Raw genomic sequence first — 22,202 nt, 5'->3', positions numbered from 1 at the left:
GGGGAGGACACCGCGGTGATGTACAACTCGACTCCAAGCCCCTCGGCAGGTGGACGCACCTCAGAGCCGTCAGGCCGGATACTGCGCAACCAGGACGTGGCGACCCTGCCCGTCCTGCGTGCCCTGCTGGTCGAGCGCAACGTCACCCGGGCCGGCGAGTCCGTCGGCCTGAGCCAGCCCGCCACCAGCGCGGTGCTGGCCCGCCTTCGTCGCCGGTTCGGCGACCAGCTGCTGATCCGGGTGGGCCGGGACTACGAGCTCACGCCGCTGGCCGCCAGCCTGCTGTCACGGATCGAGTCGGCCACCGAGGCGCTGGAGCGGGTGTTCGGCGATGACTTCGACCCCGCGACGACCAACCGGCAGTTCTCCCTCGCGCTCTCCGACTACACCGTCGCCATCCTGTTCGAGGAACTCAACCGGATTCTGGCCGAGGAGGCCCCCGGCGCCGGACTCGACCTTCGCCCCCTCACCACCAGCTCCCACCTCGACGCCGACGCCCTGATCCGGCACACCGACGGGGTGGTCCTGCCGCACGAGCTGGTGCAGGGCTATCCCGGCCGGCTCCTGCTGCGCGACCGCTGGGTGTGCGTCGTGGCCGACAGCAACACCGTGATCAGCAGCGAGCCGACCCTGGCCGAACTCGCCCTCCTGCCGTGGGTGAGCCAGTTCACCCACTCCGACCCGGCCAGCTTCCCGGCGCTGCGCCACCTGCGGTCGAACGGCATTGAGCCGCACGTGGAGGTGGTGACCGACAGCTTCCTCTCGGTCCCGTTCCTGCTCGCCGGCAGCAACCGCGTCGCCTTCCTTCAGGAGAGACTCGCGCGACGCCTTGCACCCGTGGCGCCCGTGCGGATCCTGTCGAGCCCGGTGGACATCGGGCCTCTCAACCTGTCGCTGCGATGGCACCCGACCATGAGCGACGATCCAGGCCACCGATGGTTCCGCGATGTCCTGGGGCGTGCGGCGGAACGCGTCGCCTAGCGAATCGTCGCCCAGCCGATGCCGGTATCCGACGCATCCGGACGGCGAGCCCGTTGCCGCCGACGGTGGTGCGCGTCACGTGGGTTCGCCGCCCACTGCCGCGGTCGTGGGTCATCGGGGTACGGTTCGCGCGGTTCACAGCCGCCGCCGCGCAGCCGTCCTGGCACGCGCCAGCCCGATCTCCTCGCGGCACTCGTGACATGCGTCGAGAAGGGCGAGGCCCAGAAAACCCAGTGGCGGTAGTCCACCTCGGTCAATGTTCCACCCCAGCCAATGTTCTACAGAACCTTGACGCATTTGGATTCTTCTGTAGAAGATCTGTTCATCGGTATCCGTACTGGCGCGAGGAGGCGCTCGTCATGGTGGTGGTGTCCTTCGACCGCAGTCCGGACGCGTACCGGCACTGGAAGCTGAGCATCGACGGCCCGGTCGCATGGCTGGAGATGGACGTCGACGAGCAGGGCGGCCTGGTTCCCGGGTACGAGCTGAAGCTCAACTCCTACGACCTGGGCGTGGACATCGAGCTCTACGACGCTCTCCAGCGGCTGCGGTTCGAGCACCCCGAAGTGCGCTCGGTGGTGCTGACCAGTGCCAAGGAGAACGTCTTCTGCGCCGGGGCGAACATCCGGATGCTGGCGGCCTCCTCGCACCACTGGAAGGTGAACTTCTGCAAGTTCACCAACGAGACCCGCAACAGCATGGAGGACGCCTCGGAGAACTCCGGGCTCACCTTCATCGCCGCCGTCAACGGCTCCTGCGCGGGGGGCGGCTACGAGCTCGCGCTGGCCTGCGACCGGATCTTGCTGATCGACGACAACTCCTCGGCGGTGGCGCTGCCCGAGGTCCCGCTGCTGGGCGTGCTGCCCGGCACCGGCGGGCTCACCCGGGTCACCGACAAGCGGCGCGTGCGCAAGGACCTGGCCGACCTCTTCGCCACCCGCCCAGACGGCGTCCGCGGCAAGACGGCGGTGGACTGGCGGCTGGTCGACGAGGTCGTCCCGCGCCGGGACTTCCGTACGATTGTCGAGCAACGCGCCCGGGAAGCAGCCGAACACAGCTCCCGCCCGGCCGACGCCCAGGGCGTCGAGCTGACCCCGCTGGGGCGCGACGTCACCGAGGGCGGCATCGCCTACCGGTACGTCCGCGCCGAGTACGACCGCCCGCTCGGCCTGGTCCGCATCACCGTGCGGGGGCCCGACGGGGACGCTCCCGCCGACGCCGCCGCGATCCACGGCCAGGGCGCCGACGGTTGGCTGCTCGCCCTCACCCGGGAGCTCGACGATCTGATCCTGCGGCTGCGGGCGAACGAGATCGAGCTGGGCACGTGGGTGCTGTGCACGGACGGCGACCCCGAGCGCGTACTGGCCCATGAGCGGGCCGTACTCGCAGCCGCCGCCGAGGGCGACTGGCTGGCGGGCGAGATCGTGCACTACTTCAAGCGCACCGTGAAACGGCTCGACGTCACGAGCCGTAGCCTCATCGCGCTGATCGAGCCGGGGAGCTGCTTCGCCGGGCTGTTCCTGGAGCTGGCCCTCGCCTGCGACCTCCAGTACATGCTGGACGGCCCTCCCGTGGACGACCCGGACAGTGACGTCCGTGCCCAACTCACCCTCTCCGAGGCGAACTTCGGCGCCTTCCCCATGGGTAACGGCCTGACCCGTCTCCAGTCCCGCTTCTACCAGGAGGACGACCACCTCGACTGGTTGCGCCGCGAAACCGGGCAGCCCCTGAACCCCGCCCAGGCCCGCGAACTCGGCCTCGTCACCGACGCGCCCGACGACATCGACTGGGAGGACGAGATCCGCATCGTCCTGGAGAGCCGGGCGGCACTGAGTCCGGACGCGCTGACCGGCATGGAGGCCAACCACCGGTTCGTGGGCCCGGAAACCCTCGAGACCAAGATCTTCGGCCGGCTCACCGCCTGGCAGAACTGGATCTTCATACGCCCCAACGCCTCCGGCCCGGAGGGCGCGCTGCGCCGCTACGGCACCGGTCAGAAGGCGGTCTACGACCGGAAGCGAGTGTGACCCGATGGCCACGAAGATCGACTACGACTCCCGGATCCCCAACAACGTCGCCCTCGCCGACGACCGGCGCCTGCAGCGGGCGCTGGAGGGCTGGCAGCCCAAGTTCCTCAACTGGTGGGGCGAGATGGGCCCGACCCTGGAGAACCACGGCGTCTACCTGCGCACCGCCGTGGCCGTCGGACGTGACGGGTGGGCCCACTTCGACCACGTCAACGTGCCCGACTACCGGTGGGGCATCTTCCTCTCCGAGCGCGACCCCGACCGCCGTATCGCCTTCGGCGAGCACAAGGGACAGCCGGTCTGGCAGCAGGTGCCCGGCGAGTACCGCGCCGACCTGCAGCGACTGATCGTCGTCCAGGGCGACACCGAGCCCGCCTCGGTCGAGCAGCAGCGGCTGCTGGGACTGACCGCGCCGAGCCTGTACGACCTGCGCAACCTCTTCCAGGTCAACGTGGAGGAGGGCCGGCACCTGTGGGCGATGGTGTACCTGCTGCACGCCTACTTCGGCAGGGAGGGCCGAGAGGAGGCCGAGGCGCTGCTCTTCCGCAACTCCGGCAGCCCCGACTCGCCGCGCATCCTGGGCGCGTTCAACGAGGAGACCGCCGACTGGCTGGCCTTCTACATGTTCACGTACTTCACCGACCGGGACGGCAAGTACCAGCTCGGTTCGCTGAAGGAGAGCGCCTTCGACCCGCTGTCGCGGACCTGCACCTTCATGCTGAAGGAGGAGGCGCACCACATGATGGTCGGCACCACCGGCGTCGACCGCGTGGTGACCCGCAGCGCCCAGCTGATCCGTGAGCACGACACCCTTGACATCGCGGCCTGCGGCGGCATCCCGCTGGACATCATCCAGAAGTACGTCAACTTCCACTACACGGTCTCCCTGGACCTCTTCGGCGGCGAGACCTCCACCAACGCGGCGAACTACTACACCGCCGGGCTCAAGGGCCGCTGGCAGGAGGAGCGCCGCAAGGACGACCACCGGCTCACCGACGACAGTGCGTTTCTGGACAGGCCGGAGTCCGACGGGAGTTGGTCCCGGGAGGAGGTTCCCGCGCTGCTCGCCCTCAACCTGGACCTGCGCGACGAGTACATCGCCGACTGCGAGAACGGCCTCAAGCGGTGGAACCGGATCCTGGAGGATCATGGCGTCGACTTCCGGCTTAAGCTGCCGCACCCTGCTTTCAACCGGAACGTCGGCCTCGCCGCCGGACACCACGTCGCCCCCGACGGCACGATCGTCGACGAGCAGATCTGGGAGTCCGGCCGCCGTCACTGGCTGCCCACCGCCGAGGACCTGGCGTTCGTCCGGTCGCTGATGCAGCCGGTGTACGAGCGGGGGAAGATCGCCCACTGGGTCGCGCCTCCGGTCAACGGCATCAACGGCCAGGCGTTCGACTACGAGTACGTCCGACTGGTGTGAGGTGAGCCAGGATGCCTGAGGTGTTCAACACGGCGGACTACCTGGTCGACCGGCACCTGCGGGAGGGCAACGGCGCCCGCACGGCCCTGGTCACTCCCACGCGGGCGCTGACCTACGAGGAGCTGGCGGCGGAGGTCCGCCGGGTCGCGGCCGGGCTGCGGGCCCTGGGCGTACGGCCGGAGGAGCGTGTCCTGTTGTGCATGGTGGACGACGTGGAACTCTTCACGGGAATCCTCGCCGCCTTCCACATCGGCGCCGTGGCCGTCCCTGCCTCGACCATGCTCACCGGCCCCGAGCTGGGCAAGCTGATGGCGGACTCCCGTTGCCGGTTCGTGCTGGGCTCCGCCGAGTTCGCCCCCGTCGTCCGGGCGGCACTCCAGGAGGCGCCGGATGCGGAGCACGCCGTCCTGACCGGCGATGACTGCACAGGACTGCCGGTCCACATCCGGGGGCGCACCTGGCAGCAGATGGTGGACGCGGCAGGGGACAGCGAGCCGTATCCGACCTGGCCGGACTCGCCCGCCCTGTGGCTGTACACCTCCGGCACCACGGGCACGCCCAAGGCGGCCATGCACCGGCACATCGACATCAAGGTGGTCGCCGAGAACTACGGGCGGCAGGTGCTGGGCATCCGGCCCGAGGACCGCTGCCTGTCGGTCGCGAAGCTCTTCTTCGCGTACGGCATCGGAAACTCCATGTTCTTCCCGCTGGCGGCTGGCGGCACGGCACTGCTGGAACCCTCCAGACCGTCCGCCGCGCTGTTTGCCAAGCGGGCGGGTGGCGACCGGGCCACGGTCCTGTTCGGCACGCCCAGCTTCTTCGGGCCCCTGCTCGCGAGCGCCGACATCCCGGACGACGCCTTCGCGACCGTACGGCTGGGCGTCTCGGCCGGTGAGGCACTGCCCGCGCGGATGTACCACGGGATGCGGCGACGGTTCGGTGTCGAGGTGCTGGACGGCATCGGCTCCACAGAGATGCTGCACATCTTCATCTCCAACCGGCCGGGCAGGATCCACCCGGGCTCCTCCGGCGAACCCGTCCCCGGCTACACGGTGCAGCTGCGCGACGTCGAGGGCCGCGTGGTGGAGGGCGACGGGGCCCCCGGAGAGCTCTACGTCCGCGGCGAGTCCGCCGCCACCGGCTACTGGTGCCGGGCCGGGACCACCCGCCAGGTCTTCCTCGGCGACTGGGTGCGCACCGGCGACACCTACCTCCGCAACGTCGACGGCACCTATACCTGCATGGGCCGCACCAACGACCTGCTCAAGGCGGGCGGCATCTGGGTCGCCCCGGCCGAGGTGGAGGAACGCCTCCTCGCTCACCCGGACGTGGCCGAGGTCGCCGTAGTGGGCATACCGGACGCTGACGGTCTGGACAAGCCGGTCGCGTGTGTGGTGCCGAAGCCCGGCCGAGAGGTCGATGCGGAGGCGCTCGTCGCCTGGTGCCGGGAGGGCCTGGCCGCGTTCAAGCGACCGCGCGGGGTGATCGGGCTGCCGGAGCTGCCGCGTACGCCCACGGGGAAGATCCGCCGCAATGTGCTGCGGGCGATGGCGCGTGACGGGTCGTGGGCAGAGTCGCCCGCGTCACCGGTGTCCCGGGGTTGAGCCGACGGCGTCTTCGCCCCTACGCCCCGGACCCCCTCTCCTCGGACGCCGGAGAGGCTGACAACCCTCCGCCGGAGGGCTGATTCCACCATGCGACAAGGAGGACGCGCATGTCCCCGCCGCCTGCGGATCACAGCACGGATCTGCTCATCGTCGGCGCCGGCCCCACTGGTCTCTTCGCCACCTACTACGCCGGTTTCCGCGGTCTGTCGGTGACCGTGCTGGACTCGCTGCCAGAGCCGGGCGGCCAGATCAACGCCATGTACCCGGAGAAGCTGATCTTCGACATCGCCGGGTTCCCCGCAGTGCGGGGACGGGAGCTTGTCGACCGGCTCCTGGAGCAGGCGGCACCCTACGACCCGCACTACCTGCTCGGTCACCGGGCCGAGACGCTGGAACGGACCGCCGAGCGCGGCTTCGCCGTGACCACGCACCAGGGCGTGCGGGTGCGGGCCAGGTCCGTGCTCGTCACGGGCGGCATCGGCACCTTCACCCCCCGCCCGCTGTCGGCCGCCGCCGCGTACGAGGGGGCCGGGCTGGCGTACTTCGTGCGCCGGCCGGAGGAGTACGCGGGCCATGACGTGGTGATCGTCGGCGGCGGGGACAGCGCCTTCGACTGGGCCCTCACCCTGCACCCGCTGGCCGCGTCCGTCACCCTGGTCCACCGACGCGAAGCCTTCCGCGCACACCCTGCCACGGTGGCCGCCGTACAAGCCCTCGGCGTGGAGATCATCACCGAGGCCGAGCTGACCGGTGCCGTGGGCGACGGACGGCGCCTCGAGGCCGTCGAGATCACGCAGCGCGACGGGCGGACTCACCGCCTGTCCTGCCGGCGGATCATCGCCGCACTCGGCTTCACCGCCAACCTCGGACCGCTCCTCGGCTGGGGCCTCGACATCGCGAACCGGCGCCACATCCCGGTCGACTCGGCCATGCGGACGTCCGTCCCCGGGATATACGCGGCCGGCGACATCAACGACTACCCCGGCAAGGTGCGGCTGATCGCGGTGGGCCTCGGCGAGGCGGCGACCGCCGTCAACAACGCCGCGCACCACATCGACCCCGAACAGCCGGTGTTCCCCGGCCACTCCACCGACGTTCCCACAGCGGCTGCGACCGCCGCCTAGCACGGAAAAGGCCCTCATGCCCTACGTCATCGCCGAACCGTGCATCGACGTCATGGACCGCTCCTGCATGGAGGAGTGCCCCGTCGACTGCATCTACGAAGGCGACCGCAAGCTCTACATCAACCCGCTGGAATGCATCGACTGCGGCAACTGCGAGCCCGTCTGCCCGGTGCAGGCGATCGCGCAGGACCGCCGGGTGCCACCGGAGCTGAAGGACTTCGTCACCGACAACAAGCGGTTCTTCGCCGAACCGCTGCCGGGCCGGGACGAGCCGATCGGCGCGCCCGGAGGCGCCACGGGCCACGGCGCGGTCGGCGCGGACACCGAACTCGTCGCCGCGTACGCCTCGCGCGGCTGAGCACCCGAGCGGGGAGCGCCGTGAGCGACGGTGAGAGCGTGGTCGACGCGCACGTCCACGCTCCGAGACTGTCCACGCTCAAGCCGGCCTGGTTCGAGTGGGCGGACACCTCGCCGAAGCCGAGGAACGACGGCCGGTGGGGCCGGCCGGCAACACCAGCGGGCTGAGCGTCGACGATCTGGCCGCGCCGCTGCGGCGACCCGGCGGCCCCTTCGCAGCAGACATCGTCGTCCGCGACGCACCGGGTTTCGCCACCAGCTGCCTCGGGGCGGCGATCGGCCTGGAGGCCACGCGGATACTCGAGAAGGGCGTGGCCTCGGCCGAGGGCGTAGACCGTGCGATGCAGCTGGGTCATCGCCACCCGACGTGGCCACTGCGGCTGAGCGACCTCGTCGGACTCGACGTCCGCCTCGACATCGCCCGGCACCTGGCCAAGACGTACGGCCCTCGCTTCGAACCGCCAAGGAACCTGCTGGAGCAGGTCGCCGTGGTGGAGCTCGGCCGGAAGACCGGCAGGGGTTTCCGAACTGGAGCGGCGCGTGATCCCTGCGGGCCCCGTGGACTTCTCCGGGGCCGTGTGGCGCCTCCAGGTGCCTCAGGCCTGGCCGTGACTCCCGGTCAGCTCATTCCACCGCTCCAGCGCCGCCGGGCTCCATTCGGCGTGCCTGCTGTGGAAGAGGTCGGCCGCCTTGGCGCCGCTCCAGTTGGCCGGCAGCAGCTTCGGTGGAAGCCGCGGGTCGAGGAAGGGGAAGCGGCGCCATTCGTGCACCAGCATGGTCTGGGTGTGCAGCATGGCGTCGCCGTCGGCGGGGCGCAGGCCGGTGAACTCGTCGATGAACGCCTCGTAGCGTTCCTCCACGTCGCTGAGGTCCCAGGCGCGGGCCACCATGACCGCCTCGCTGCCCACAGCTCCGTAGGCGGCGGTGAAGGACATCGCGTCGTCGGCGAGCCCCAGTTCCTTCAGCACGCTGAGCGCCTCCGCCTCGCGGTCGGCGTGTGGTGTGATCCACACGCCGGGCTCCGGGGAGCCGAAGCCGGCCCAGTTGAGCCGGGTGCGCACCTGGTGGCGTAGATCCCGCTTGGTCTCAGGCACCGAAACCAGCACCATCAGCCAGATGTCGTCCCAGGTGCGCTCGCCGCCGCCGAAGTCGTAGATGCGCCGCGCGCCCTCGGTCAGCAGGCGCCGCCCCGGCGGGGTGAGCGCCCAGCGCACCCGGCGTCCGACTCGCTCGGAGGCCAGCCATCCCTCGGCGGCGGTGCGGGCCAGCGCCTGGCGGGCCGACTTCTCCTCGACGTCGAACTTCGCCAGCGCGTCCACCAACGCCGAGGTCCACACCGGGCGGCCCTGGGGGAGCACGTACTCGCCGAGCATGGTCATCAGCAGCGACCGTGCGCTGACGTCACCGATCTCCCGGCGCCGGCTGACCACCGGCCGCGCACCTGTTGCGGGGACATGGCCGGTGCGGGTGCTCCGGCGGGGCCCGCGCGACGCGGCATCCACCATGGTCCCTCACTTCCCTTGCTGCCAGGCCGTCCTGCGGTGTCACGCCGTCGCGTGGCACCGGTTTCATCAGCGTATCCGGGCGCTTCGGCGGGGGAGCGGGGAGGGCCGCTCTTTACTTATACATTATCTTGTCGCAAAGTGAATTATCAGTAGAGTGTTTATCGGGTCGGCGGGTGATCGGCCCGACAGGCGAGCGAGGTGGCGGTCATGCCGGTCTATGCCCCTCGGGCCTGATGAGCCGGACATTCATTCCAGCGCCTTCGTCCACCCCGACGCCGTCGTGATCGGGAGCGTGTCGATCGGCGCGGAAGCCAGCGTCTGGCCCGGTGCTGTCCTGCGCGGAGACCTCGGTGGACGCATCGAGGTGGGCGCCCGCACCAGCATCCAGGACGGCGCCGTCCTGCACACCACCGAGCAGTGGCCGACCGTGATCGGCCCCGAGTGCGTGGTCGGCCACAACGCCCACCTGGAGGGATGCACGGTGGAGCGCCACTGTCTCATCGGCTCCGGCTCTGTGGTCCTCAATCGGGCCATCGTGCACGAGGGGGCCGTGGTCGGCGCCGCCGCACTGGTTCCGGAGGACCTCGAGATCCCGCCCAGGGCCATGGCCCTGGGGGTTCCGGTCCGGCTGCGCGAGGGGGAAGTCGATCCCTCATGGGTGGAGTACGCCGTACGCACCTACGTCGAGGCGGGCGCGCGCCATCGGCGCGACCTCAGGCGCATCGACCGCAGCTCTTCGGACTGCCGGGTGGATGAACGCTCACCTGGTTCAAGGTGAGCGGAAATCGACGAGAGAAGAGCAAGGCCCGGCGGCCGGCGTCATCGTGAACGGCTCCGGGGGGGCGAGTCGCCGCCTGAGTGGCCGTCGGTGCGCCGGCGACGCTCGCCGCGATCGGCGGCGGCAGGCCGCTGCTGCGCATGGTGACGGCCAAGGGTTGTTCGTTGTGGGCGTGTGTAGGTCCGCCGGCCGCTCCCGTGAGTGTGGGGGGTGGCCGGCGGACCTGGCGGGTGCTGCCGTCGCGCGGGTTATGCGGGGTTGCCTTGGGCCTGGGTGGAGATGTCGGCCCATTCCTGCCAGGTCTTGAGGCGCTCGGCGTAGATGTGGGGGACGAGGTGGAGGGGGGCGGTGCCGAAGAAGACGCGCAGGGGCGGGTTGTCGGCGTCGACGATCTTCAGCAGGGCGGGGCCGGTTGCGGCGGGGTCTCCGGACTTGACGTCGCTCCAGGCGGCGGCGACGGCGGTGCGCAGGTCGTCGTAGGCGGGCAGCTGTGTGGCGAAGGTGGCGGAGGAGCCGGCCCAGTCGGTTTCGAAGCCGCCGGGCTCGACGAGGGTGACCTTGATGCCGAAGCCGGCGACCTCCTGGGCGAGGGCTTCGGTCAGGCCTTCCAGGGCCCACTTGGAGGCGTTGTAGCCGCCCAGGTTGGGGAAGGAGGTGACGCCGCCGACCGTGGAGATCTGCACGATGTGGCCGCTGCCCTGGGCCCGCAGGAGGGGCAGGGCGGCCTGGGTGACCCACAGGGCGCCGTAGAAGTTGGTCTCCATCTGGTCGCGGACCTGCTGTTCCGTCAGCTCCTCGACCGCGCCGAACAGGCCGTGTCCGGCGTTGTTGACGATCACGTCCAGGCGGCCGAAGTGCTCGTGTGCCTGCTTGACGGCCTCGAATGCGGCGGCCTTGTCGGTGACGTCCAGCGTCAGCGGCAGGACCGCCTCGCCGTGGGCGGCCACCAGATCCGCCAGGGAGTCGGCGTTGCGGGCGGTGGCCGCGACCTTGTCACCACGCTCCAGGGCCGCCTGGACGAACTGACGACCGAAGCCACGCGAGGAACCGGTGACGAACCAGGTCTTGCTCATGGGAAAGCTCTCTCCTTCGAGGTGAAGTCTTATGGGAAGACCGTACATCGGACTGATACCGAGTATCAAGTCGAGTCGCGATATCGACGCTTGTGGACAGTAAGAGTGGCGAGGACGGCGGAGAGCCGGCGAGCAGAGGCGAGGGAGAGCGCGGCTGAGACGGTGAGGCCCCACCGGAAGCCTGGGTTCTGGGAGTCGTCGCAACACCCCAGTTCAAGGGGTGAGATGGAGTTCGAGATCCGCAAGGTGCGGACGGTGGCGGTTTCCTTGGTGACCTGCCGTTCGGCGCAGGTCTGCCGGTGGCGTCAGACTCGCACCCGGTAGAGCGCAGCGAGTTCCGCGGCCACGGCGGCGAGTTCGGCGCGGGCCACGGGCGGGTCGAGGACCTCGACGGCGGCGCCCAGGGAGAGCAGGCCGCGTACGTCGGGTAGTTCGCGGAAGGCGAGTTCCGCACGGGCCCAGCCGTCCTCCATGGGGTGGGGCGGGGCGACCAGCTGGGAGGCGAACAGGCGCTGGAAGATCTCCAGTTGCTCGCGGCGTACGCGGCAGTGGACGCGGATGCCGTCCGGCAGGCTCTCGAAGCGTGCGCGCAGTAGGGCCCAGACGGTGGCCAGGTTCTGGCCGGGGCGGCGGTGCGCGGGTTCGTCGGTGACCGCGGCGGCCTCGACGCGGTCGGCGCGGAACAGCCGGGGCTCACCGTCCCGGTCGGCGACCAGGTACCAGACGCCTGCCTTGCTGACCAGCCCGTACGGGTCCACGGTGTGACGGCGCGGCTCGCGGGCGTCCTGCCGTTTTCCGACATCGCCGCCGCCCGCGCGGCCGAGAAGGCGATGACGGCGAACCTTCCCATGTACGAGCCGGACCGGCCGGTCGACGTCCGTGCCGCTGTTGTCCCGGGGCCTGACGGCGCAGCGCAGGTCCCGGTCCGGATCTACGCCCCGGCCGGGGCCGAAGCGGCGGGCAGCGGCCTGCCCGGCCTGGTGTACCTGCACGGCGGCGGCTATGTGCTCGGCAGTCCGGACTTCTGCCACTCCGACCTGCTGCGGATCGCCGACCAGGTCGGCGCGGTGGTGGTCTCGGTGGACTACCGGCTCGCGCCCGAGCATCCCTTCCCGGCCGGACTGGAGGACTCCTTCGCCGCACTGGTCTGGACGGCCGGGCACGCGACGGAGCTGGGCATCGACCCGGCCCGACTGGCCATCGGCGGCGACAGCGCGGGCGGCGGGCTCGCCACGGCCGTGGCCCTGATGGCCCGGGACCGCGGTGGTCCGGCGCTCCGCATGCAGTACCTGGGCGTTCCGATGCTGGACGACCGGGTGGAGACACCGTCGATGCGGGCCTTCACCGACACCCCGGTGTGGAACCGCCCCATCGCCGAGATCTGCTGGAGCCACTACCTGGGCGGCGAAGGCCGCCTCGGAGGCCCCGACATCCCCGCGTATGCGGCCCCGGCCCGTGCCGCGGACCTCTCGGGGTTGCCGCCGGCGTTCGTCTACGTCTGCGAGTTCGACCCCCTGCGGGACGAAGGGATCAGCTACGCGCAGCGGTTGGTACAGGCGGGGGTCTCCACCGAGCTCCACCTCTACCCGGGAACGTTCCACGGCTCCGCAGGGCTCCCCGGCACGGCGATCAGCCAGGCGATGCTCGCAGGTGTGCTGGACGGCCTCCGGCGAGGACTGCGTGTGCGCTCGGCGGCGTAGCAGCACTTTTCACGGTGGCAGAGTGAGTCTGGAAACGCGCCGACGGGCCCGGTGACCACCTGCTTTCCCGACGGCTTGACGCCACACTTCGACAGGCGGGGCACCGGCGGGCGTGCCAGGCGGAGGCGCCCGCCCCGCGTGCACCAGCGGTACGGCGAGCCGGGCAGAGCGGCCCACGTCGAACACGAGGAACCGGGGGTGGCACGCTCGCGTCGGTGGCCTGCGCGGCCACGGCTCGGTGGCGCGACGTGTGAACCTCGGGCGGCGCCGTCGACTTCGCGCAGCGCCGATTGGCGGGCAGCGGAGCTGGAGGGCCGCGTCGTGCTGACGCAGCATCAGACCGCCGTGAACAACTCCGGCTCCCTCCCGCCCGGGCGGGAATCCCGGCGTGGCCGGTTCAGCGCCACCAGGTGTTCGCGATCCTGGAGGCGCCGCGGCGCCATCGTCATCAACCGGCGAAATCGGGTGCATCCCGCGCAAGGGCGCGTAGGGGAGCGGGGTGTGCCCACTGTAGGTGGTGACGAGGGGCCAGGTCGGCGGACGGCAACTCGTTGTCCACGCTGTCGTCGGACTCCGCCACCACGCAGACTCAGCGGACCTGGACCAAGGGCTCGCTGGGACAGCCGCGGACGGCCTCCCGCGGCAGGGTGATCGCGTCGTCGCGCCGGATCAGGGCCTTGACGTCGACCACGTCCACAGCCGGACCAGCAGAGTGGCGGCGAACGACGTGAGCTCGTAGGCGCGGTCGAAGCGGGCGAGCAGGTCCTCAACGAAGCGCCGCCGCAACCGGGTCGGCGCCGCACTCGTCGCGGGTCGGCGCCTCACGGCGCACGTGGACCGAGGCTTGGAGCTGGTCCGCTGGCTGGGGTCCGGTAGGCGGCTCAGTAGGAGGACGTCGGTGGCTCGCCATCCGTCCTGTGGATTGGTGGCATACCAGTTCGACCATTCCGCATCGGTGCGGCTGTTGTCACTATCAACGACGTCGGCGGGACGAGCAGGCACCGAAAGCCCGGCGCGTCGCCGGCGGCCCCACCCCACCTCCTGCCGCCCGGCCGAGAGTCGGACGGCAGCCCGCCCCAGGAGAAGACGACGATGGTGGTATCCGAAGGGACCCCTGTGCCTCCCGCGCAGGTCGCCGCTGACGCGAGCGGGTCACAACGGCCGCGCAGCCGCTTCGCCGCGCAGCCGGCCCGCCGGGACGGCCGCTGGGACCTGGACCGCCTGGCAACCTTCGGTCCACCCGCGGAGGGAATCCTGTACCGGACTTGGGGCGACAGCTACGACGTCAACACCGTCCGGGCCGCCCCGACGGCCGCCTGTGCCGAGCACGGGATGCGGCTCCTCGGTGTTCCCGACCAGCCCGGCGAACCGGCGCGGACCGCCGTCAGCCGCCTGGGTGAGAAGCGCGTCGCGGCGGAGGAAGTCGCGGCCGTGCAGGTCGACGCCACAGGACCAGCCCAGTTCCCCAGGGGTGCGGAGCAGGTCGCCGATGCCGCCGATGGGGATGAAGCCGCCGCTCGGCTTCGTCGCCGGAAACAGCGTTCACGTCGCTGTTCGCCGCTCAGTTCGGCGACGGACCGGTGCCTGAAACCATTACATGCCGCGCCGAGCCGTTCGGGCCATTCGTCGTGCCGGCGCCCTTGGCCGACCGCGACGCCGTGCGGATCGTCCTACAGGTCAACGGCGAGGTGACGCAGGACTGGCCGCCGACGAGATGGTCCTTCACGGGTGCGGCTCCAGGACCTCGTCCTTGAGGGTCTCCGGCCGGGAAACGGTGCCCACCACGGCGGCCGCTTCTTCTCTGCCGTCGACGTCGCCGGCAGCTCCATCATCGGCCCCGGCCGTCAGCGCAACCGCTGCGTGAACGAGGACCTCCGCGGCGGGTGACCAGTGAACGGAGTCGCCCCGAGCATGCCAGGCCCGGGCGGTGCCCTCTCCGCGCGCTCCAGCGCGACGCACTGCCCGGCATCTCGTCGCAGCGACCCCGGCGCCCCGCCGACCACCACCCACCCAGGAGGCACCCCGTGACCGACCAACCGCACGTCGAGACCCTGCAGCAGCGCATCGACCGCAGCGGGGGCCCGCTGGCGATGCTGCGGACCAATCCCGCCACGCACTACCCGTTCACCTACGCCCAGGAGTACACGAGCTGGCACAACGAGCAGTGGGCCTGGAAGAACGCTTGCGTCCTGTTCGACCAGTCCCACCACATGACCGAGGTGCACATCACTGGGCCCGACGTGAAGCGCTTGATCAGCGACACCGGCGTCAACAGCCCGGCAACCCTCGGCCGCGACCGCGCCAAGCAGTTCGTCGCCGTCGGGCCGGACGGCCGCTACATCGGCGACTGCATCCTGTTCGGCCTCGAGGAGGACCACCTGAGCTTGGTCGGTGTCCCCCAGGCGGCCAACTGGGTGCAGTTCCAAGCTCAACAGGGCGACTACGACGTCGAGTTCAGCGTGGACCCGGCGTCGGTCTACAACCCGCTGGGCCGCCGACAGCACTACCGATACCAGCTCAACGGCCCTCGCACCCAGGAGATCCTGGAACGCGCCGTCGGCGGCCCGATCGATCGCATTCCGTTCTTCCGCATGGGCTCCTTCGAGATCGCGGGGACCCCGGTTCGCGCCCTGAACCACACGATGGCGGGCGTGCCGGGCGAGGAGTACACCGGCCTGGAGCTCTTCGGCCCGGTGGAGCACGGCCCCCGCGTCCTGGAGACGCTGTTGTACGCCGGCGCGCAGAGCGGCCTGCGCCAGGGCGGGGCCGTGTCCTACCTGTCCTCGACGGTCGAGTCCGGGTGGATCCCCGCCGTCCCGTCCGCCGTCTACAGCTCCCCGGAGACGGCCGCCTACCGGCAGCACCTGCCCGGTTTCGGGATGGAGGGCATGATCACCATCGAGGGCAGTTACGTCTCGGACGACATCCAGGACTACTACTTCTACCCCTGGGAGCTGGGCTACGGCTCCATCGTCAAGCTCGACCACGACTTCATCGGCCGCACAGCCCTCGAGCAGGCGGCCCAGGGACCCAAGCGCCTCAAGCGCTGGCTGGAGTGGGACACCGACGACGTCATGGAGGTGGTCCGGGCCGGCTTCTTCGGAGACGGTCCCCGACCCAAGCTGCTCAGCCTGCCCAACCTGAACCCCGCCACGATCTACCTGGACAGCGTGATGCAGGGCGATCGCCTCGTGGGCCTGTCCACGTGGGGTGGCTACACCGTCAACGTCGGGCGCGTGGTGACCATCGCCATCCTCGACGAGTCCTTGACCGACGGCGACCGCGTCGAGGTCCTGTGGGGCGAGCCCGACGGCGGAGCCGGCCGGCCGCTCAGCGAACCCCACCACGTGCAGACCACCATCCGGGCCACGGTACGGAACCGGCCGCCGGCTCAGCACTGATGTGCCGGACCACTCGCCCCCCATCCGAGAGGCCGACCGTGAACCGACTCCACTCCCAGCACGACGTGATCGTGCGCGCTGACCTTGTCCGGGCCGTGAGGGGTCTCGGCTACGAGGTCATCCCGTTCGCCAAGACCGAGCAGGCCGTCCGCGACCACGTCCCGACCGACGTTCCGCTCACCGTGACCGCCTCACCGGCCAAGGGACAGGACGCGACCATCGACCTGGCGGTCGCGCTCGCGGGCCACGGTTATGCCGTGTCACCGCACCTGTCGGCCCAGCAAGTGAGGGACCACCAGCACCTGGCCGGTCTCGTCGGCAGGTGCCGCGACGCCGGTATCACCGGCGTGTTCGTGGTCGGAGGCGACCGTACCGCCACGACGACGGCGTTCGCCGACGCTCTGGCGCTGCTACGGGCGGTGCACGAACTGGACCACGGCTTCACCGACATCGGGATCGGCGGTCATCCCGAGGGCCATCCGGACGTATCGGAGCAGGTGCTGATGCAGGCGCTGGCGGACAAGGCGCCGCTCGCCACGCACATCACGACGCAGATCGTCTTCGATCCCCGAGCCATCCTGGCGTGGATCCACCGGGTCCGCGCCTACGACGTCAACCTGCCGGTCCACGTCGGCCTCCCCGGTGCCGTCCACCGGCAGAAGCTGTTGCGCGTCGCAGGCGGACTGGGCCTCGGGGAGTCGGCGAAGTTCCTGAAGAAGCAGCAGACCCTGCTCCGGCGCTTCTTCCTCCCCGGCGGCTATCGGCCGGACGCCTTGCTCTCGGGGCTCGCGCCCCATCTCGGGGAGGCCGACGACGCCGTCGCCGGGTTCCACGTCTTCACCTTCAACGATCTCGCGCCGACCGAGGCGTGGCGCCGGCGTCTTCTCTCGGACCTGACATGACCGACGCCGCGACCAGCACTGTGCCGGCGCGTACTCACCCTGCCCATCAAACCGGAGTCGCCATGTCCGCACCCACCACGTCCGCACGAACCGCGTCCGCGCCCACCACGTCCCGAGGGAGCACTTCGCGTGAGGGCGGGATCCCTGAGGACCGAGCCGACCACGGGCGTCTGCTGATCCAGTGCCCCGACCGGCCGGGCGTGGTCTCGGCAGTGAGCACGTTCCTGGCCGAGGCCGGTGCGAACATCACGAGCCTGGACCAGTTCTCGACGACTGCCGTCGGCGGCACCCTTTTCCAGCGCACCGGGTTCCACCTGCCCGGCCTGTCCGCAGCCCGGGATGAATTGGACCGTGCGTTCGAAACCGGCGTCGCTCAGCGCTGGGGCATGACTCACCGCCTCACCGAGGCCGCCCGGCCCAAACGTGTGGCCATCATGGTGTCCAAGACCGACCACTGCGTGCTCGACCTGCTCTGGCGTCACCGTCGCGGCCAACTGGACATGAACGTGGTCATGGTCGTGTCCAACCACCCCGACCTCGCCGACGAGGTTCGGCCCTTCGGGGTGCCTTACATCCACGTCCCCGCCACCCGGGACAACCGCGCCGAGGCGGAGAGCCGCATCCTCGACCTGCTGCGCGGCAACGTCGACCTCGTCGTGCTGGCGCGGTACATGCAGATCATCACGCCCTCCTTCCTCGAAGCGGTCGGCTGTCCGCTGATCAACATCCACCACAGCTTCCTGCCCGCCTTCATCGGGGCCGGCCCGTACCAGAAGGCCAAGGACCGCGGCGTGAAGCTGGTCGGTGCGACCGCCCACTACGTCACCGCCGATCTGGACGAGGGCCCGATCATCGACCAGGACGTCGTCCGGGTCGACCACCGGCACACCGCCGCCGACCTCGTACGCCTCGGCGCCGATGTCGAGCGCGCCGTTCTCTCACGCGCCGTGCGCGCGCACCTGGAGGACCGGCTCGCCGTCCACGGCAACTCCACCATCGTCTTCTGAATCGTCTTCCAAGGGATTCTCGTGACCGCGCAGCTCATCGACGGCACCACCGTTGCCCGGCAGGTCCGTTCAGACGTCGCCTCCGGCGTCGCCGCACTCGTGGACGCTGGGGGGAACGCGCCCGGCCTGGCCACCGTCCTCATAGGCGACGACCCGGCGAGCGAGGTGTACGTCCGGAACAAGCGCCGCGCCTGCACCGCGGCCGGCATGACCGACCTGCACCGGCATCTTCCAGCCGAGACAATTCAGGATGACGCTGCCGCGCTCATCGACGAACTGGCGGCCGACCCGGCGGTCTCAGGGATCCTCCTGCAACTGCCGACACCGGCCCACCTGGACGCCGCCGCCCTGCTCGCGCGCATCCCGGCGCACAAGGACGTCGACGGCCTGACCACCGTGAACGCCGGATTGCTCGCCCAGGGCAGCCCCGGCCTGCGACCCTGCACTCCCTCTGGGGTGATGGCCCTGCTCGACGCCCACCGGATTCCTCTCGAGGGGGCCGAAGCCGTCGTCGTCGGCCGCAGCGCCTTGGTCGGGAAGCCGATGGGCCAGCTGCTGCTGGAGAGGAACGCGACCGTCACGATCTGCCACTCCCGCACCCGCGACCTGGCCGCCGTGTGCCGCCGCGCCGACGTCCTGGTCGTGGCGGCCGGCATCCCGGGTCTCATCGGCGTTGACGCTGTCAAGCCCGGCGCCACCGTGATCGACGTCGGCATCCACCGCTCCACGGCGGGTCTGTGCGGGGACGTGGACACCGACGCCGTCGTCGGCACCGCGGCCTTCGTCACTCCCGTCCCCGGCGGCGTGGGCCCGATGACCATCGCCATGCTCCTGGCCAACACACTCATTGCCGCGCGAGCACAGCAGGCGGATCGGTGTGGCCATCCTGGGGTCAGCTCCCTGCGCGGCCGGCGAGCGGACGTCCTCGGCGACGGCGCCGGCACGACGCCGTGACGAGATGGCGCGACGGGACGGCCGCGGCCACGAGACGGGCAGTGGGGTCACCACCGACGGCGCCACCGTCCTCGCCGGGTACGATCACCCGTACTTCGGCCGGTGGCCTGCCGCCACCACGCGCCAGGTCGACGCAGGTCGCCTCGGGAGCGGGCCCTCGTCCGGTTGCCCGCAGCACTGAGGGGCATCGCCGGCTCTGGGCGGTACGCGGCTGGGGACGAGCTGGAACTGCACCGCTGGGACGTGCGGGTGCTCGCCGAGGGCGCGGCCGTCACCCTGGGTGAGGTGACGGTGTCCCAGCACCCGGTGGCCCGGTCCTCGCCTCCTCAGCCCAGCCGCGGGTCGACATGAACCTTGGGCCCGGCCCGGCGTCGGCCGGACGTTCACCGGCGAGCACGGGAACGGCCTGTTCCAGGCCTGCGGTCGCGGCGACGAGCGGCCTGGGGTCCACCGATCCGCCGGCATAGGCCCGGATGGTGTCGTCGAGGCCGGGGGAGGCCGACAGGATGCAGACCGCCGTCACGTCCTGAGTGCCAGCGTGCGGGTGTCGATGCTGCTGGGTTCCCCGGCCAGTCCCACGTACACGACGCGGCCGGCTCGACCAAGTCCATTGCCAGGTCGGGTAGATGGGTGGCGTTCGACGCGTCGACGACAGCGTCGAACGGCAGGTCCGGAACGGATTCCTCCGTCCATACGTGCGCGAAGCCCAGCTCGCGGGCGAAGGCGAGCGAGCTTTGGGTGCGGCCCAGCAGATGCACTTCCGTACCGGCGGCGCGGAGGAACATCGCGACCAGCAGCCGATGGTTCCCGGGCCCAGGATCAGGGTGCGGTCTCCGGGTTGCGGGGCGGTGGCCCGGGCGGCGCGCATGGCGTTGCCGCCCGGCTCCACCAGCTCGCCCAGTACGGCGTCGACGGAGTCACGCATATGTGCAACGAGGAGGCCGGCACCGCGAGTTGCTCCGCGAGGGCACCTGCCGCTCCCCTCGTATGCCGAGTTCCTGCCGTATCTCGCACACGTGCTGGTGGCCGCGTAGGCAGCGGCGGCAGGTGCGGCAGCCGAGCATGGTGTCGCCCATGATCCGTCGCCCACAACCCACGCGGGGTCGACCCCGGAGCCGACCGCCGCCACGCGACCGGTCCACTCGTGGCCCAGCCTCATCGGGAAGGCGGAGTGCCCTTGGCGGAGGTAGGCCATCTCGCCGGTGAAGAACTCCATGTCGGTGCCGCACACGCCGAGACGTCTGGTTCGCCGGGGGCGGCCACCGGTGCAGGGACCTGCTGCACCCCGTACTCCCCAGGGGCAGTCAGCACGAAGGCGCGCATGGGGCGAATGCTAGCTGTGGCCCGAGCCCTACCCAGTTCCATCACGTCACCTGGCCGCAGCCACACCGACGGGGTCAGCCCATACCGACGCCGGGTGGGGTGCCCGTGTTGATCAGGTCGCCGGGTTCCAGGACGAGGAACTGGCTCAGGTAGTGCACGATGAAGTACGGGTCGAAGATCATCGTCTTGGTGTTGCTGGTCTGACGGCGGACACCGTTGACGTCCAGCCACATGCCGAGCGCCAGGACGTCGTCGATCTCGTCGGTGGTGGCCAGCCAGGGTCCAAGGTGCCTTCCAGCTGTAACGCGGCGGACAGTGGGCCAAGGACGTATTCCTGCGCACGCTCGGGCGGCGGGCGTGAAGGCTGCACACCCCTTGGTCAGTCGTGAAGGACCATCGGCGCCATGTCGGGACACCGCCCGCACTGTTGCCCGAGCGGTGCCCCGACACGTGCCGGTCAGACGCGGCGGCGGGTGAAGCGCTGGTTGGGGTTGCCGCTGTAGGTGTACTGGGCGATGCGGGCGCCGTCGGCGGTCGAGTACTCCCAGACATCCATCGCCAGGCCGGACTCCCGGTTGACGAGGCTGATCACGCCACCACCGTGATCGACCACGCGCCACTGCTGGCTGGTGGCGCTGGTGTCGGCCTGCTGGATGATATCCGCGCCGGTCGCGGTGCCCGTGGGCTGGAGGAACAGGCCACTGTGCAGTGCCTTGACGCGGACGTGGCCGTCGCCGGCGTCGACGAACTCGAATTGCTGGTTGGGGCGACTGTTGGTGGTCCGCTGGACGAGTTGTGCGCCGGCGGCGGTGGAGGCCGCGTTGATCTCGGCGGCCTTGCCGCTGTGCTGGGCCAGCAGGGTGTAGAGGCCCGGGCCGCCGGGGGAGTCACCCAGTTGGGCTTCCCACCTGGTGTTGGACCCGGACGCGTCAGCCGGGAGGCGGTCCCGTGCGGCGGTGTCGCCGTACATGGTCCAGCGAGCCCAGTCGACGACGGTCCTCGGGAAGCGCTGGTCGCTCCAGAAGCTGGTGTGGCTGCCGCCGACGAAGGTGAGGAACGCCTTGGGCCAGGTGATCTCCGAGTACGCCTGCCGGGCCGAGGAGTACTGCGTGGTCGAGTCCCGGTCGCCGTGGACGAACAGGACCTTGGCCGAGACCGAGCTGGCTGGGTTGCCCATGTCCACGCAGGACTGGGGGTTGGCGGAGATGATCCGGCTGTCGGGCCAGGAGGTCAGCAGACCGTGGGTGACCATGCCGCCCAGGGAGTGGCCCGAGACGCCGACGCCGATGCCGGTGTTGATGTGTCCGGCCAGCGGTCCGCTCGCGTTGAGCGCGAGGGTGTTGGTCAGGATCTGCGAGACGTCCTTGGAGGTGTTGCCGGTGTTGACGTCGTTGAAGTTGTGGTTGAAGTGCGGGGCGGGGACGATGAAGCCCGCCGAGGCCAGGGCCCGGATGATGAACAGGGAGTTCTGCGGGCTGCTTCCGAGGCCGTGGGTCATGTTGTAGACGGGGAAGACCCCGCCTGCGACCGGGGCGTCCGTCACCGGGTTGCCGCCGGGGGTGCCGGTGGCCGGGTAGTAGACGTAGGTGGTGCACGGGCGGCTGCCGCGGGTCCAGTTGTACCGGCGCACGCCGACCGCGAACGGCGTGGTCGGCGCGGTGTCCAGTGGCCCGGCGGCGGCCGGTGCCTGTCCTGCCCCGAGCAGGGACAGGCCCATGCCCGTCGCTCCGGCCGCGCTCATGCTGAGGAAGGTCCGTCGTCGCAGGGTCATGGTGACTCCTTGGGTGCGGGGATAGGTGGAGGGGTCGGCGTTCGGCTGGGCCCGTTGCCGGGTGCGTCCCGTCGGCGACAGAGGCCAACAGGTCGACGGGGAGCACGGCACAACAGCGGGTGTGGGTGCTCCTGCCACCCGCGTGGGGCGGCAGGAGCGGCGTGCGGTTGGTCGGGCGCACCGGATGTCGGGGTGAGTGTGGCCGTTCCGGTCGAACACGGCCTGGTTCTCCCAGGCGCTGCCGCAGTTGTTGCTGTCGGCCACCG

General features: G+C 70.5%; 19 protein-coding genes and 2 pseudogenes. 15 read left to right on the top strand and 6 right to left on the bottom strand.

Features of this window, described 5'->3' with window-relative positions:
* Window positions 1–96 precede the first annotated feature (96 nt).
* The 8 genes and pseudogenes from HW837_RS05420 to HW837_RS05385 form a co-directional block, all read left to right on the top strand.
* Window positions 97–981, top strand: a complete 885-nt coding sequence (locus HW837_RS05420; RefSeq protein WP_196789974.1) for a LysR family transcriptional regulator — start codon at window positions 97–99, stop codon at window positions 979–981.
* A 359-nt stretch (window positions 982–1,340) separates the two neighbouring features.
* The gene (gene boxC / locus HW837_RS05415; protein WP_193381453.1) at window positions 1,341–3,008 is read left to right on the top strand and encodes a 2,3-epoxybenzoyl-CoA dihydrolase; all 1,668 of its coding nucleotides are present in this window, start codon (window positions 1,341–1,343) and stop codon (window positions 3,006–3,008) included.
* Window positions 3,009–3,012: 4 nt separating this feature from the next.
* Window positions 3,013–4,434: a benzoyl-CoA 2,3-epoxidase subunit BoxB gene (boxB, locus tag HW837_RS05410; RefSeq protein WP_193381454.1), complete on the top strand. Its 1,422-nt coding sequence runs from the start codon at window positions 3,013–3,015 to the stop codon at window positions 4,432–4,434.
* An 11-nt stretch (window positions 4,435–4,445) separates the two neighbouring features.
* Entirely contained in the window at window positions 4,446–6,038 is a 1,593-nt protein-coding gene (locus HW837_RS05405; RefSeq protein WP_193381455.1) for a benzoate-CoA ligase family protein, read from the top strand.
* Window positions 6,039–6,148: 110 nt separating this feature from the next.
* Window positions 6,149–7,165: an NAD(P)/FAD-dependent oxidoreductase gene (locus tag HW837_RS05400; protein WP_193381456.1), complete on the top strand. Its 1,017-nt coding sequence runs from the start codon at window positions 6,149–6,151 to the stop codon at window positions 7,163–7,165.
* 16 nt (window positions 7,166–7,181) lie between these two features.
* Window positions 7,182–7,523 (top strand): ferredoxin, encoded by a 342-nt coding sequence (fdxA, locus tag HW837_RS05395; protein ID WP_193381457.1) that lies wholly within the window; start codon window positions 7,182–7,184, stop codon window positions 7,521–7,523.
* A gap of 20 nt (window positions 7,524–7,543) precedes the next feature.
* Complete coding sequence (locus HW837_RS48440; RefSeq protein WP_237270017.1) at window positions 7,544–7,690, top strand: hypothetical protein; 147 nt, start codon at window positions 7,544–7,546, stop codon at window positions 7,688–7,690.
* Window positions 7,669–8,052, top strand: a pseudogene (locus tag HW837_RS05385) (3-hydroxyacyl-CoA dehydrogenase family protein); the annotation flags it as partial. The gene HW837_RS48440 and the pseudogene HW837_RS05385, both read left to right, overlap by 22 nt.
* A 66-nt stretch (window positions 8,053–8,118) precedes the next feature.
* Here HW837_RS05385 and HW837_RS05380 read toward each other — a convergent pair.
* Window positions 8,119–8,952: a PaaX family transcriptional regulator gene (locus HW837_RS05380; protein WP_313895615.1), complete on the bottom strand. Its 834-nt coding sequence runs from the start codon at window positions 8,950–8,952 to the stop codon at window positions 8,119–8,121.
* Window positions 8,953–9,244: 292 nt separating this feature from the next.
* Here HW837_RS05380 and HW837_RS05375 point away from each other — a divergent pair, with 292 nt between their 5' ends.
* A complete protein-coding gene (locus tag HW837_RS05375; RefSeq protein WP_193381459.1) occupies window positions 9,245–9,805 on the top strand; it encodes a gamma carbonic anhydrase family protein in 561 nt (186 codons plus the stop codon).
* Between the two features lie 248 nt (window positions 9,806–10,053).
* Here HW837_RS05375 and HW837_RS05370 read toward each other — a convergent pair whose 3' ends face one another.
* Window positions 10,054–10,878: an SDR family oxidoreductase gene (locus tag HW837_RS05370; protein WP_193382323.1), complete on the bottom strand. Its 825-nt coding sequence runs from the start codon at window positions 10,876–10,878 to the stop codon at window positions 10,054–10,056.
* A gap of 305 nt (window positions 10,879–11,183) precedes the next feature.
* Complete coding sequence (locus tag HW837_RS05365; protein ID WP_313895616.1) at window positions 11,184–11,636, bottom strand: helix-turn-helix transcriptional regulator; 453 nt, start codon at window positions 11,634–11,636, stop codon at window positions 11,184–11,186.
* Window positions 11,637–11,639: 3 nt separating this feature from the next.
* Here HW837_RS05365 and HW837_RS05360 point away from each other — a divergent pair, with 3 nt between their 5' ends.
* The 6 genes from HW837_RS05360 (at window position 11,640) to HW837_RS05335 (ending at window position 19,193) form a co-directional block, all read left to right on the top strand.
* Window positions 11,640–12,578, top strand: coding sequence for an alpha/beta hydrolase (locus tag HW837_RS05360; protein ID WP_313895617.1), 939 nt, complete (start codon window positions 11,640–11,642; stop codon window positions 12,576–12,578).
* Between the two features lie 2,024 nt (window positions 12,579–14,602).
* Entirely contained in the window at window positions 14,603–15,979 is a 1,377-nt protein-coding gene (locus tag HW837_RS05355) for an aminomethyl transferase family protein (RefSeq protein ID WP_313895618.1), read from the top strand.
* Window positions 15,980–16,050: 71 nt separating this feature from the next.
* Window positions 16,051–16,881: a methylenetetrahydrofolate reductase gene (locus HW837_RS05350; RefSeq protein WP_313895619.1), complete on the top strand. Its 831-nt coding sequence runs from the start codon at window positions 16,051–16,053 to the stop codon at window positions 16,879–16,881.
* A 62-nt stretch (window positions 16,882–16,943) separates the two neighbouring features.
* Complete coding sequence (gene purU, locus HW837_RS05345) at window positions 16,944–17,888, top strand: formyltetrahydrofolate deformylase (protein ID WP_193382059.1); 945 nt, start codon at window positions 16,944–16,946, stop codon at window positions 17,886–17,888.
* Window positions 17,889–17,909: 21 nt separating this feature from the next.
* Complete coding sequence (gene folD / locus HW837_RS05340; protein WP_193382058.1) at window positions 17,910–18,842, top strand: bifunctional methylenetetrahydrofolate dehydrogenase/methenyltetrahydrofolate cyclohydrolase FolD; 933 nt, start codon at window positions 17,910–17,912, stop codon at window positions 18,840–18,842.
* 165 nt (window positions 18,843–19,007) lie between these two features.
* Window positions 19,008–19,193, top strand: a complete 186-nt coding sequence (locus tag HW837_RS05335) for a hypothetical protein (RefSeq protein ID WP_193382057.1) — start codon at window positions 19,008–19,010, stop codon at window positions 19,191–19,193.
* Here HW837_RS05335 and HW837_RS05330 read toward each other — a convergent pair.
* The 3 genes and pseudogenes from HW837_RS05330 to HW837_RS05320 all read right to left on the bottom strand — a co-directional run bounded on the left by HW837_RS05330 (window position 19,169) and on the right by HW837_RS05320 (window position 21,936).
* Window positions 19,169–20,165, bottom strand: a pseudogene (locus tag HW837_RS05330) (zinc-dependent alcohol dehydrogenase). The gene HW837_RS05335 and the pseudogene HW837_RS05330 overlap by 25 nt on opposite strands.
* A gap of 74 nt (window positions 20,166–20,239) precedes the next feature.
* Window positions 20,240–20,581, bottom strand: a complete 342-nt coding sequence (locus HW837_RS49915) for a fumarylacetoacetate hydrolase family protein (RefSeq protein WP_319687393.1) — start codon at window positions 20,579–20,581, stop codon at window positions 20,240–20,242.
* A gap of 41 nt (window positions 20,582–20,622) precedes the next feature.
* Complete coding sequence (locus HW837_RS05320) at window positions 20,623–21,936, bottom strand: RICIN domain-containing protein (protein WP_193382056.1); 1,314 nt, start codon at window positions 21,934–21,936, stop codon at window positions 20,623–20,625.
* Window positions 21,937–22,202: the final 266 nt, after the last annotated feature.

Source organism: Streptomyces caniscabiei (genome assembly GCF_014930365.1).
GTDB lineage: Bacteria > Actinomycetota > Actinomycetes > Streptomycetales > Streptomycetaceae > Streptomyces > Streptomyces caniscabiei.
This window is presented reverse-complemented; position numbering and strand designations above follow the sequence as displayed.